Origin of the sequence: Streptomyces sp. NPDC088194 (assembly GCF_040702025.1) — a bacterium.
In the GTDB taxonomy this organism is placed as follows: Bacteria; Actinomycetota; Actinomycetes; order Streptomycetales; family Streptomycetaceae; genus Actinacidiphila.
Genome location: NZ_JBFBIV010000012.1, coordinates 27,787 through 40,014 on the forward strand (window position 1 = coordinate 27,787; position 12,228 = coordinate 40,014).

Annotated in this window: 10 protein-coding genes; all 10 read right to left on the reverse strand. The window is 72.6% G+C overall.

From position 1 onward, the window contains the following. Positions 1-30 precede the first annotated feature (30 nt). The 10 genes from AB0399_RS08935 to AB0399_RS08980 all read right to left on the reverse strand — a co-directional run bounded on the left by AB0399_RS08935 (position 31) and on the right by AB0399_RS08980 (position 12,074). Positions 31-783, reverse strand: coding sequence for an SDR family oxidoreductase (locus tag AB0399_RS08935; protein WP_366410767.1), 753 nt, complete (start codon positions 781-783; stop codon positions 31-33). Continuing rightward, positions 780-1,964 carry an enolase C-terminal domain-like protein gene (locus AB0399_RS08940; protein WP_366410768.1) on the reverse strand — a complete coding sequence of 395 codons (1,185 nt, stop codon included), beginning with the start codon at positions 1,962-1,964 and terminating at the stop codon, positions 780-782. The genes AB0399_RS08935 and AB0399_RS08940 overlap by 4 nt, the downstream gene beginning before the upstream one ends. Next, entirely contained in the window at positions 1,961-2,848 is an 888-nt protein-coding gene (locus tag AB0399_RS08945) for an alpha/beta fold hydrolase (RefSeq protein ID WP_366410769.1), read from the reverse strand. Before AB0399_RS08945 ends, AB0399_RS08940 begins: the two co-directional genes overlap by 4 nt. Positions 2,849-2,919: 71 nt before the next feature. Beyond that, positions 2,920-4,620 carry a GH3 auxin-responsive promoter family protein gene (locus AB0399_RS08950; protein WP_329363052.1) on the reverse strand — a complete coding sequence of 567 codons (1,701 nt, stop codon included), beginning with the start codon at positions 4,618-4,620 and terminating at the stop codon, positions 2,920-2,922. A 146-nt stretch (positions 4,621-4,766) separates the two neighbouring features. Continuing rightward, positions 4,767-6,251: an FAD-dependent oxidoreductase gene (locus tag AB0399_RS08955; RefSeq protein WP_366410770.1), complete on the reverse strand. Its 1,485-nt coding sequence runs from the start codon at positions 6,249-6,251 to the stop codon at positions 4,767-4,769. A 103-nt stretch (positions 6,252-6,354) separates the two neighbouring features. Continuing rightward, the gene (locus AB0399_RS08960; protein ID WP_366410771.1) at positions 6,355-7,419 is read right to left on the reverse strand and encodes a 2-hydroxyacid dehydrogenase; all 1,065 of its coding nucleotides are present in this window, start codon (positions 7,417-7,419) and stop codon (positions 6,355-6,357) included. A gap of 36 nt (positions 7,420-7,455) precedes the next feature. Continuing rightward, positions 7,456-8,451 carry an NAD(P)-dependent oxidoreductase gene (locus tag AB0399_RS08965; RefSeq protein ID WP_366410772.1) on the reverse strand — a complete coding sequence of 332 codons (996 nt, stop codon included), beginning with the start codon at positions 8,449-8,451 and terminating at the stop codon, positions 7,456-7,458. Continuing rightward, complete coding sequence (locus AB0399_RS08970; protein WP_366410773.1) at positions 8,438-9,061, reverse strand: 3-isopropylmalate dehydratase small subunit; 624 nt, start codon at positions 9,059-9,061, stop codon at positions 8,438-8,440. The genes AB0399_RS08965 and AB0399_RS08970 overlap by 14 nt, the downstream gene beginning before the upstream one ends. 692 nt (positions 9,062-9,753) lie before the next feature. Then, a complete protein-coding gene (locus AB0399_RS08975; RefSeq protein WP_366410774.1) occupies positions 9,754-11,211 on the reverse strand; it encodes a 3-isopropylmalate dehydratase large subunit in 1,458 nt (485 codons plus the stop codon). Between the two features lie 47 nt (positions 11,212-11,258). Next, positions 11,259-12,074 (reverse strand): glucose 1-dehydrogenase, encoded by an 816-nt coding sequence (locus tag AB0399_RS08980; RefSeq protein WP_366410775.1) that lies wholly within the window; start codon positions 12,072-12,074, stop codon positions 11,259-11,261. Between the last annotated feature and the right edge of the window lie 154 nt (positions 12,075-12,228).

Sequence of the window (12,228 nt, forward strand, 5' to 3'; positions counted from 1 at the left end):
GTGTGTCGCCCCCCTGGTGAGGGGAGCCGGTCAGATGAGCAGTCCGCCGTTGACGTCGATGACGGTGCCGGTGGTGTACCCGGCCTCCTCGGAGCAGAGGTAGAGCACGCTGCCCACCGCCTCGGCGACGGTGCCGAGCCTCCCCACCGGGATCTTGGACAGGACCTGCTCGCGCTCGGCCGCGGGGCGCCGCTCCCACGCCGTCGCGATCCGCTCGGTGGCGATCGGGCCGTGCGCGACGGCGTTCACCGTCACCCGGAACGGCGCGAGTTCGTAGGCGACCTGCTTGGTCAGCCCGACGACGGCCGCCTTCGCGGCCACGTACGCGGCGTTGCTGAAGTGGCTGTACGTACGCCCGCCGGCGGAGCTGAAGTTGACGACGCGGCCGTAGCCGGCCCGCCGCATCGCGGGGACACACAGCCGGATCGCGGTGAGCACCGGGACGACGTTGCGGGCCAGCGACTCGGTCAGGAACGCCTCGTCGAGGTCGGTGACCGGAGCCACCCGGGTGTCGCCGCCCACGCCGTTGACCAGGATCTGCGGCGCCCAGCCGGCGCTGAGGGTGGCGAGCTGTTCCTCGGTGCTGCGCACGTCGGTGATGTCCACGTGCAGGGTGCGGACCTCCGTGAGCTCGGCGACCTCGCCGGCCAGCTCCTTCAGGGCCGCGCCGTCGCTGTCGAGGAGCACCAGCCGGTCGCCGCGGCGGGCGAGGGCGCGGGAGAGTTCCGCGCAGATGCCGCCCGCGGCTCCGACGACCAGGGCGGTTCGCGGGGTCGCGGTCACAGGTCTTCCGTCCTCTCCGGAGAGGTGCGCAGGTACGGCGTGAGGGCCGCGGACGGGGCGAGGCCGTGGCCGTGGCCGGCCACCGGCGGGGCCAGCCCCCGGTCGCGGTCGATGGCGAAGGCGGGCTCGGTCAGCGGGGTGGGGAACCACTCGTCCTGGCGCCCGGCCTCGACGGTCACCGGGTCGTACAGCCGGGCGGCGAGGGTCCGGCCGACCGACCACAGCGGCCCCACCTCGCCCACCTGGACGCCGAGTTGGACCCGCATGCCGTGGTCGGCCGCCCGCGCCGCGGTGCGCAGCGCGGGCAGCAGCCCGCCGCATTTGGAGACGCGCACGTTCACCAGGGACGCGGCGCCGGCGGCGGCGGCCAGGTCGACGTCCACCGGGTCCACGGCCGACTCGTCGAGCATGACCGGGACGCCGAGTTCCTGGATACGGCGCATCGTCGCCCAGTCCCGCGGGGTGGTGGGCTCCTCCAGCCAGTCCGGCCGGGCCTGGTCACGCAGCAGGCCGGCGCCCTTGAGCGCGTCCTGCGGGTCCCACGCGCCGTTCGCGTCGACCGACAGGCCCACCTCGTCGCCGAGGGTCCTGCGCACCTCGACCGCCCGCCGGGCGGTCTCCTCCGGGTCGCCCAGCGCCTTGAGCTTGACGTGGGCGAGGTGGGAGCGCGCCGAGGCGCCGAGGGCGCCGAACTGCTCGGCGGGTGAGCGGCTGAGGTCCACCACCTGGCTGACCGGCCGCGGGGGCACCCGGCGTTCGGCCAGGGCGCCGTCGACGCCGGGGCAGGCGTCGATGACGGCCTCCATGGGCAGTCCGTGCCGGCGGCACAGCGCGTCGAGCAGGGCGGTCTCCAGTGCGGCGGCCGCGGCCGGTGCCCGTCGCAGGCCGCCCAGCAGCCGTGGCAGGTCCAGGTCGGCCAGTACCGCTACGGCGGGGCCGAAGTCGAGGCCGGACAGCAGCACGTCCAGCACCGCGGTGTCCAGACCGGTCAGCGCGGTGTGCGCGCTGACCAGCGTCTCGCCGGTGACGTAGGGCCGTGGTGCGCCCTCGCCCCAGCCCTGGACACCGTCCCAGCGCAGGTGGAGCAGGACGGACCGGGTGCGGCTGTGGGAGTGGGTGGCGTGGGCGAAGGGGCGGTGCAGCGGGACCTGTGCGATGCGGACGTCCAGGTCGGATATCACGCCTGGGTCCTCTCCCGGCAGACGGTGTGGAGCACCGCCGTGTCGGCCAGCCAGTCCCACAGTTGCCGGCGCACCGCCGAGAACTCCAGGTAGTGGGTGTCCGCGGCGAAGTGCACCTCGACCGCCTCCGGCTGGAGGCGGGCGAGTTCGCGGCGCGCCACGTCCAGGTCGATGATCGCGTCCCGTTCGGGCCTGGCGAAGTACACCGGGCCGCGTACCGCGAACGGGCACCAGGGTCCGGCCGCGGTGTAGGCGAGTTCGAGCTCGGCCATGACCGAGCGGAACCGGTCGCTGACCTGACGGAGCATCAGATGGTCGTTGGCCATGACCGCCAGGTAGCGCGGGTCGTCGGTGTAGTCGGTGTCGGACAGGGCGACCGGGGTGCGGCAGGTCCCCTCCAGCTTCAGCTGCTCCGCCATGCCGTCCCTGCCGAGCCGGGCATGCTGCTGGCCGAGGGCAGGCGCGCAGAACACGGCGGCGTCGGGGGTGATGCGCGTGGTGGACAGCAGCGCGGCCAGCAGGCTACCGCCGAAGCTCTGGCCGACGACGGTCAGCGGCAGCCCGGGCGTGCGGTCGCGGACCACGTCGAACAGCGCCGCGTAGTCGTCCAGCACGCTCGCGGCGGAGGGGAGGTGGCCGCGCAGGCCGCCGCTGGCACCGGAGCCGCGGCGGTCCGGCGCGTAGACCGCGATCCCCCGTCCGGCGAGTTCGGCGCCGGTCTCGAAGAGCCAGCCGGCGTGGCTCTGCAGGCCGTGGATGTAGAAGAGGGCCGCTTCGGGGGCTCGGTCGGTCGGGAGCCACCGGTGGAGGCTGAGCGGGGTGCCGTCCGCAGCGGGGAACTCCTCGGTGCTGCGAGCGACCGGTAACGTTGCGTCATGGTCCATGGGCATGGCGAGGCGATGACCTCTCATGGCAGAAGGGCTGGGGTGCCGCGGCCGGTGGCCCGGCGCGGTGGTCACCGGCGGACGGTCAGGCCCATCTCGGTGACGATGTCCAGCAGCGCGTCGTTGCGCTGTATCCAGTGGTGCTTGATCTGCATGGCCGCGGCTCCGCGCCGGCGCTGCTCCTCGGCGATCAGGCCGAAGCTTCCGGCGACGAGCGGCAGGACCCGCAGCGGGGTGAGCCGGTCGGTACGGCGCTTCTCCGCGTACTCGGAGTTGAGCCGTTGCAGCGCGCGTTCGGCGCCGACGGCGAGCTCGGCCTCGGCGACGGCGCCCAGGCCCTCGGGCCACTCCACGGCGATGACGTATCCGGGCGGGGTCCCCCACGAGGGGATGCAGGTGAACAGGGGCAGCGCGCCCCAGGCGGGGGCGAAGGCCAGCCGCAGGGCGTCGTGGATGTGGGTCTCGGTGAGCTTCTCGCCGGTGAACGAGCTGGCGAAGCCGGCCCGGCCGGAGAACTCCAGCCGGGGCACGGCGCCCACCTTGCCGACGACCTTGTAGACGTCCCCGATGTCGTACCGGTAGAGGCCGTTGGCCTGGCTCATCACCAGGCGGTAGGAGCGGCCGACCTCCACCTCGTGGAAGTCCAGGGTCTCGGCGTCGGACGCGAGCGGGCCGCCGTCGTCGCCGTCCTCGTACGGGGCGAACTCGTACCACCCCTGGTCGACGGCGAGCGGGCCGGCCGACGGGTGGTCGTCGACGGGGAGGGTGACGATGCCCTCGGTGCCCGTCGTGCTGAAGGGCAGCTTCGGGATGCCGGGCGTGACGTTCTCCAGCCAGTCCCGGTACAGGCCGGCGGAGGCGGAGTTCCAGCACACCACCAGGGAGAGGTTGGGCCACAGGTCGGTGAGGCGCAGGCCCGCGTCGCCGCGGTCGAGCATCAGCTGGATGCGCCGGGCGAGTTCGGGATCGGCGGACGCGCCCTGGAAGGGGCGTCCGGCCACGGTGCCCTCGTGCACGTCCCGGACGAGTTCCGTTCCGCGCGCGGCGAGTTGCTCGGCCAGGCCGACGATCTTGGAGGGGTTGAGGGTGACCAGCAGCCGGACGTCGCCGCCCACCAGCAGCCGCAGCTTGCGGTAGAGGCTGTCGCCGTACTCCTCGTCGTCGTCACCGGTGAACCAGGGGGTGTCGTACCACGGCGGCACCCAGTCCTCGGCTCCGACCGCGCCGGGCCGGCGGGAGATGCTGTAGACGGGGAAGCCCTGGTGCTCGACGGCGACGGGAGCGCGCTCCCAGGACAGGTCGAGCAGGCCGGAGCTGAACGGGCGCGGCCGGCCGACCTTCTCGAAGTAGAGCCCCCACTGGGCATAGAGGCCGCGGCCGCGGTAGTGGTCGCGCCAGTGCCGGGTGCTGGGAACGTACTTGGGCAGCCCGGAGGAGCCGGACGTCTTGAGGAAGGCGTAGGGCGCGCTGCGGGTGAGGACCTGCGGCTCGCCCGCCAACTGGCGTTCCACGTAGGGGCGGAAGCCCTCGTAGTTGCGGATCGGCAGGGCCCGCTTCCACTGCGCGGAGGTGGCGACGGAGCCCAGGTGGTGCTGGCGGCCGAAAGCGGTGCTCCTGGCCTGGTCGAGCAGGTCCTGGAGTACGTCGTCCGCCACCTGCCCGGGGTTGAGGCACAGCGCTCGCTGCCAGCTGAGCGCGCTTTGCGTGCGGGCGAAGAAGTCGCCGCCGCCATGGAGTTTCGGCAGCGCGGGAGAGGATGTATGAAGATTCATTCTACTTCCCTCGGATGATGAAGCCGGAGAAATGGATCTCATTTCTCCGGCTTCAATCATGTCGCATATCCGTGCGAACGAAAAGGGAAACCGTCAGGCGTTGTTGCGGTTTTAACGTGCCCGCAACCGAGCGCTCGCGGCGGCCTTCAGACGTTCACCGTGGACGCCGCATTGGCGCCGGCGATGCGGCCGAAAACCAGGCATTCGGTGATGTTGCTCGCCCCCTGGTAAAGGTATCCCCACACCGAGCCGAATTCTCCGGCCGAGAACAGCCGCGGAATCGGGTTCCCGTCGGTGCCGATGACCCGCCCCTGCTCGTCCCGCCTGGCGCCGCCCTGGGTGTTGAGGACCACCGGGTGCAGCGGGATCGCGTAGAACGGGGGCGCCAGCGGTTTCAGGGTGGCCGCCGAGCGGCCGAACTCGGTGTCCTGCCCGTCGGCACAGGCCGCGTTGTAGCGGGTGAGAGTGGCGGTGACCACGGACGCGTCCATGTCGAGCCGTTCGGCCAACTCCTCCACCGAGCCGGCCTCGACGATCCAGCCGCGCTCGACCTCCGCCGCGTTGTCAGGGCTCCAGCGGTACAGGTCGCGGTTGTAGCCGCTCGTGTTCCAGGTGAGCGGCCCGGCCAGCCGGGTCTGCTCGTTGAAAATCGCCCAGCTCGGTATCCGCGGGAACTCCACGTTCTCGGCGTCGAAGTGGGAGAACACCCGGTAGAACTCGTGCAGCTCGATTCCGGTCTCGTCGACGTAGCGGTTCCCGGCCCGGTCGGTGTAGATAAATCCGTCGGACGGGAAGAAGATGCCGAACGCCGCCTCGAACTCCGGTGCCTGAAAACCGACGATGGTGGAGGTGCGGGTCATGTGCCACAGGTCGGCGCCGACGCGTTGCGCCATACGTATACCGTCCCCGGTGTTGCCGGGGTTCCCGGCGAACTTCAGCGGCTTGGGCGGCGCGTAGTCCCATTTCAGTTCCGGGTCGTTCTCGAAGCCGCCGCAGGTCAGCACGACGCCCTTGCGGGCCCCGATCGTGATCTGCCGGCCGCCGGCCGTCGCCACGACGCCGACCACCCCGCCCGACGCGTCGGTGAGCAGGTCGCGCGCCGCGGTGCCCAGCCGGACCTGGACCGACCGCTCGGCCACGTTGCGGGACAGCAGGTTCCACAGCCGCAGGGACGGTGGGACGTCGGCGTCGCCGCGGATGCAGTACTTGTCGAAGTTCCCGCTGCCGCCGGGCACCTTGGGGAAGCCGGGGCCCTTGATGGTGCGCGGGTAGGTGCCGGAGACGATGAGCTGCTCGGGGATGTGCAGGTCGCCGCCGAGGTCGGCGACCCATTTGACCAGCGAGCGCGCCTCGGTGACCAGCGCTTCGAGCACCGGGCGCGGGGTCGTCCCGAAGCAGAGCCGGTCGAGGTAGTCGGTGAAGCCCCGCACGGCCTCGTCGCTGTCCCGGGGGATCACGCAGTTGCCGCCGCTGACACGGGAGTTGCCGCCGGGCTGGGCCATCTTCTCCAGGATCACCACCTCGGCCCCGGCGTCGTGGGCGGTGATGGCGGTGGCGGCTCCCGCGTAGCCGTAACCGATGACGACGACGTCGGTCTCCACGTCGAAGGACTGCTGCTCTGCCATCCGCATGTGTGCTCTCCTGACTGGTGAGTCTGGTGCGATGCGATTGCGTGCGCTCGACCGATCCGCTGATCCGCCGGTCCGGCGGTCCCGCGGTCCGGCGGTCAGGCGGTCAGGCGTGCGAGGGCTGCCCGATGCGCGAAGGTCTCCGCAGGACGCCCGGGTTGGCCAGGTACTGCGGCGGCCGCCCGTCGAGCAGGGCGGTGACGTTGCGGATCGCGGTGGGGGCCAGCGAGTCGAAGAGCTCTCGGGTGTGCCCCACGATGTGCTCGGTGAGGATGACGTTGTCGAGCCGGCGCAGCGGGTGGTCCGCGGGCACCGGTTCCACCGCGAAGGTGTCGATCGCCGCGCCGCGCAGCCGGCCGGAGGTGAGGGCGCGGGCGAGCGCCGCCTCGTCGACCAGCCCGCCGCGCGCGGTGTTGAGCAGGACCGCGCCGGGCTTCATCCGGGCGAGCTCGTCGGCGCCGATCAGGCCGCGGGTGGTGGCGGTCAGCGGCAGGTGGAGGCTGACCACGTCGCTCCGGCCCAGCAGGGTGTCGACGTCGGTGAACTCGACGTCCGCGGCGTCCTCGGTGCCCGCGTAGTGCTCGGGGCGCCGGGTGGCGACCAGTATCCGGCCGACCCGCCAGCCGCGCAGCCGGGCGACCACCTCGCGGGCGATCCGCCCGTAGCCCAGCAGGCCGACCGTGGAGCCGGCCAGCATCCGGCCGGTCTGCTCGTAGGGTGCGGGCCTGGCCAAAGAGCGCGCCAACTGGGCTTGTTTGGCGGGGAGTTCGAGCATGAGGGCGGACATCAGCATGACCGTGGACTCGGCCATGCTCTCCATGTTCTGCGGGGTGGCCCCGTTGGCGACCAGGACGCCGTGGGCGGTGGCCGCGTTCAGGTCGCAGGACGCGGTGCTGCTGGAGGCGAAGACCACGCCCCGCAGGTTCTCCGCCCAGCCCATCAGCTCCGGTCCGATCAGCGTCCGCGAGCTGATCACGGCCACGGCCGCCCGGGCGAAGTAGCGCGGCCACTGGTGCGGCGGGTAGTCGGTCCTGGCCGGCGCGGGCTCCGCGGGCCCTCGAACGACCCGTACCCCCGCCCGCTCGAAGTGCTCCGCCACCTGCGCGAGTACGTCACCGAGCACGTGGTCGTCGCCGACGAATATCTCCGGAACCCGCGGCGTGGTGGTCATCGTCCCTCCCCGTGGTGGTGCGGCGGCCCGGCCCCTTCATGTGACGCGCCGGACCGACCGGTTGTCGTTGTCCATGCCGAACGCCGCGGCCGCGGCCAGGAAACGCCCGACCGCGTCGTCGGTCATCCAGGCCATGTGCGGCGTGACCAGCACCCGCGGGTGCGCGGCCAACGGGTCCCGTGCCGGCAGCGGCTCCACGTCCAGGACGTCCAGGGCCGCACCGCCCAGCAGGTCCGCCCGCAGCCGGCGGCGCAGCTCGGCCATGTCCAGCAGGGCGGCGCGGGCGGTGTTCACCAGCAGAACATCGGGCCGCAGCAGCGCCAGCCTGCGCGCGTCGAGAATGCCGCGGGTCTCGGGTACCGCCCGCAGGTGCAGGCTGACGACCTCCGACTCGGCCAGCAGCGTGTCGAGTTCGCGGCGCCGGACGCCGGCGGCGCGCGCGGCCTCCTCCCCCAGCGACGGCGACCACGCCGCCACGTCCATGCCGATGGCCTGGGCCAGCCAGGCCAGCCGGGCGCCGATCCGGCCCCAGCCGACGATGCCGAGAGTGCGCCCGGCCAGATCCCGGCCGGCCACGGAGCGCCAGTCGCCCGGCGCACCGACCGCCGACGGCAGGCGGTGGGCCAGCGCGAGCATCACGGTGAGCGTGAACTCGGCGACCGTATCGGCCGCCAGGCCCGGCGTGTCGTAGACCTCGACGCCGGCCGCGCGCATCGCCGCCGTGTCCACCACGCCGGCGGCCGGCCCGGCGATCACGACCCGGCGGGGCCGCTCGGCCACCAGCGCCTCGGTGTCCAGTGCGCCCGAGTCGAAGAAGTGCAGGACGCTGTCGGCGCCGCGGATACGGTCCGCCCACGCCGCGGGTGACCCGGGCGCGCCCGGGTGCACCTCGATCCGCAGGCCGGCCTCGGGGTGGGAGCGCCGCACCAGGTCGGCGAGGCCGGGGTAGCCGTGGCAGGCGGGCATGACGAGCGTGCCCGCCGCCGCGGCCGCCCTCGTCGGCCCGGCCGCTGTGCGCTCAGGCCGCGACATGCCAGTTGTGCAGGTACGGAAGGCGCTGGGCAACCTCGGAGATGGCTGCGCCGGCTTCTGACAGGGTGGTCAGGGTGTCCCAGTTCCCGGCCACGAAGCGCCGGCGCTGCGACTCGTTGATGGTCACCGGCCAGCGCAGGGAGCCCGCCCGCAACTCGCTCCGCTCCAGGTCGACGACGACTTCGAGGGCCGGGTCCGCGTCCACCGCGGCCCGCGCCGCGGCGGCGTCGACGGGCGTCAGCAGCACGCACGGCAGGCCGATGGTCGCCGAGTTGCCGCTGAAGATCTCGCCGAAGCTCACTCCGGCGATCGCCCGGATGCCCCAGCGGTGGAGCGCCTTCGGGGCGTGCTCGCGCGAGGAGCCGCAGCCGAAGTTCTCCGCGGTCAGCAGGACGGACGCGGTGGCGTGCTCGGGCGCGTCGAACGGGTGCGCCCGGCCCGCCGCGGTGGCGATGCGGCGGTCGCCCTCGAAGACGTGGTCGCCGAGCGCGTCAAAGGTGAGCGACTTCAGGTACCTGGCGGGGATGATCCGGTCGGTGTCGATGTCGTCGCCGTGCAGCGCGATGGCTGTGCCGCGCACGGAGACCAGGGGTTGAACGGGGATCGCCATGGAGTGCCTTTCTCGGATTTTCGGTGTGGCGGGCGGTCACGCGGCGCGGGAGCCCGATGCGTCGGCCCGGCGGGGCCGTGCGGGTCCCGCGGGCCGGTCGGGCTGTGCGGGCCGTGCGAGCTGTGCGGGTCACGCGGGCCGGTCGGGCTACGCGAGCTGTGCAGGTCACGCAGGCCGTGCGGGCTGTGCGGGTCACGCGGGCCGTGCACGCCGTGCGAGTCACGCAGGCCGGGCAAGCCGTGCGAGTCACGCGAGCCGTGCAGGTCACACGAGCCGTGCGGGCTGTGCGGGCTGTGCGGGTCACGCGAGCCGTGCAAGCCGTACGGGTCACGCAGGCCGGTCGGGCTGCGCGAGCTGTGCGAGCTGTGCAGGCCGTGCGGCTCACGCAGGCCGTGCGGCTCACGCAGGCCGGTCGGGCTACGCGAGCCGTGCGAGCTGTGCGGGGGTCACGCGGGCCGTGCGAGCTGTGCAGGTCACGCAGGCCGTGGGGGTCATGCGAGCCGTGCAGGCTGTGCGGGCTGTGCGGGTCACGCGAGCCGTGCAAGCCGTGCGGGGGTCACGCAGGCCGTGCGGGCCGGTCGGGCCGGTCGGGCCCGGTCGCATTCTCTGGCCGGCCGGTTGAACGCCCCGGCCGGCCGGTTGAATCGCTCCGGCGGCCGGTCGGCCGGATTCGGTCAGACCGGTCAGACCGGTCAGGCCGGTCGAGCTGAGTCGGGACCGGCCGGGACCAGTCGAGACGCGTCGGCGAGGCCGAACACCTCGCGCGGGTCGGCGACCGCGCCGCGCACCGCTGCCGCGGCGACCGCCAGCGGCGACATGATCAGGGTCCGGCCGGTCGCCGCCCCCTGCCGCCCCTTGAAGTTCCGGTTGGAGGACGAGGCCGCCGTCTCCCCGTCCGCGAGCCGGTCCTGGTTCATCGCGATGCACATGGAGCAGCCCGGCTGCCGGAACTCGAAGCCGGCCCGTTCGAACACCACGTCCAGCCCTCGCTCCACCATCTGGGCCCGCACCTCGTGGGAGCCGGGGACTGCCAGGGCCCGTACCCCCTCGGCCACCTTGGCGCCGCTGCGCACCAACTCCTCGGCCACCGCCTCGAAGTCCGACAGCCGCCCGTTCGTGCAGGAGCCGAGGAAGGCCACGTCGATGCGGATGCCGGCGACCGGTTGGCCCGGTTCGACCCCCATGAACGCGCGGGCGTCCGCCAGGGCCGCCTCCTCGTCGCCGGAGGCCCGCTCCGGCACCAGACCGTCGACCGGGACCGACTGCGCGAGGTTGACGCCCCAGGTGATCATGTGGCCGATGGCGGCGCCGTCGAAGACGACCTTGTCGTCGTACACGGCGTCGTCGTCCGACCGCAGCGAGCGCCACCAGGCGACGGCGCGGTCCCAGTCCTCGCCCTGCGGCGCGCTGGGCCGGCCGTCGAGGTAGGCGAAGGTCGTCTCGTCGGGGTTGCAGTAGCCGACGAGCGCGCCGCCCTCCACCACCATGTTGCACACGGTCATGCGCTCGTCCATGGACATGGCGTCGACCACCGGGCCGCCGAACTCGTACGCGTAGCCGACGCCGGCCTTGGAGCCGAGGTGGTGGATGACGTGGAGGATGACGTCCTTGGCGGTGATGCCGGGGGCCAGCGCGCCGGTGATCTCGATGCGCCGCACCTTGAGCCGCTTGGTGACCACGGTCTGGGTGCCGAGCACGTCGCGCACCTGCGAGGTGCCGATACCGAAGGCCAGGGCGCCGAAGGCACCGTGCGTGGCGGTGTGCGAGTCGCCGCACACGATCGTCAACCCGGGCTGCGTCAGACCGCGTTCGGGGCCGACGACGTGCACGATGCCGTTCTCCCGGCGCTCGGGCGACAGGAAGCGCAGCCCGGCGGAGGAGGTGTTCGCCTCCAGCGCGCTGATCATCGCCTCGCTCAGGGGGTCGGCGAAGGGGCGGGCGACGTCGTCGGTGGGGATGACGTGGTCGACGGTGGCCACGTTCCGCTCCGGGTAGGCCACCTTCATCCCGCGCTCGGCCAGCATCGAGAACGCCTGCGGGCTGGTGGCCTCGTGGATCAGGTGCAGGCCGATGAACAGCTGGTACTGGTCCTCACCCAGTTCACGCACCACATGCAGGTCGAAGACCTTGTCGTACAGAGTCGAGGTCATGGTCGTTCTTCTCCTTGTGCAAGGGCGTGGACTGTGGTGGTGGAAGATCAGGAGTGGCCGGCGGTGACGCCGCCGTCGACCAGTACGGTCTGGCCGGTGACGTAGCTGCTCAGCGGACTGGCCAGCCAGAGGGCGGCGTTGGCCACCTCTTCGGGCGCTCCGAGCCGCTTGAGGGGGGCCCGGCTGCTGCGGGTGGCGAGCGCGCCGGCGTCCGCGTAGAGGGAGCGCAGGAGTTCGGTGTCGGTGGACCCCGGGCTCACCACGTTGACCCGGACCCCGGAAGCGGCGTACTGCAGCGCGGCGGACTTGCTCAGGCCGATCACCGCGTGCTTGGTCGCCGAGTACAGCGGGCTCTTGGCGTGGCCCAGGTGCCCTGCCACCGAGGCGCAGTTGACGATGGAGCCGCCGCCCGACGCCAGCATCCGGGCCACCTGGTGCTTCATGCAGCTCCACAGGCCGTGCAGATTGGTGCCGACGACGAGGTCGAAGTTCTCCTCGTCGTCCTCGTGCAGCGGACCGAACCGGCCGAAGGTGCCGGCGTTGTTGAACGCCGCGTCGAGGCCGCCGAAGCGGCCGACGGTCTGCTCGACCAGATCGGCGACCTCGTCCTCCCGCGCGACGTCGGTGCGGACGGCGAGGGCGACGTCCGGGTGCGGCAGCAGGAGGCGGGTCTCCTCCAACTGGTCGGCGCGGCGGCCCGCGACGACGACGTGCGCCCCGGCCCGCGAGAACGCGACCGCGGCCGCGCGTCCGATGCCGCTGCTCGCGCCGGTGACGAGCACCACCTTGCCGCTGAGCCCGAACGCGTCGCTCAACGCCTGGTCTTCCGAGGGTGATTCGACGATCGAGGTGGAGGGTGCCACAACTACTCCCATCAGAGCCTGCGGTCGTGCCCGGGGACTTGCCCCCCGACGCCAGCGGCGGAGTGCTGTCCACCGTACGGGAATCGATTCTTGCACGGCAAGAGAAGAAATCCGGGCGCCGCCGTGACAAAGGCGGGCGAAGCGCCTCCCCTCG

Coding starts and splice junctions, on each gene's coding strand:
- AB0399_RS08945 (WP_366410769.1), bottom strand. CDS start 2,848: ATGGACCATGACGCAACGTTACCGGTCGCTCGCAGCACCGAGGAGTTC.
- AB0399_RS08950 (WP_329363052.1), bottom strand. CDS start 4,620: ATGAATCTTCATACATCCTCTCCCGCGCTGCCGAAACTCCATGGCGGC.
- AB0399_RS08955 (WP_366410770.1), bottom strand. CDS start 6,251: ATGCGGATGGCAGAGCAGCAGTCCTTCGACGTGGAGACCGACGTCGTC.
- AB0399_RS08960 (WP_366410771.1), bottom strand. CDS start 7,419: ATGACCACCACGCCGCGGGTTCCGGAGATATTCGTCGGCGACGACCAC.
- AB0399_RS08965 (WP_366410772.1), bottom strand. CDS start 8,451: ATGTCGCGGCCTGAGCGCACAGCGGCCGGGCCGACGAGGGCGGCCGCG.
- AB0399_RS08970 (WP_366410773.1), bottom strand. CDS start 9,061: ATGGCGATCCCCGTTCAACCCCTGGTCTCCGTGCGCGGCACAGCCATC.
- AB0399_RS08975 (WP_366410774.1), bottom strand. CDS start 11,211: ATGACCTCGACTCTGTACGACAAGGTCTTCGACCTGCATGTGGTGCGT.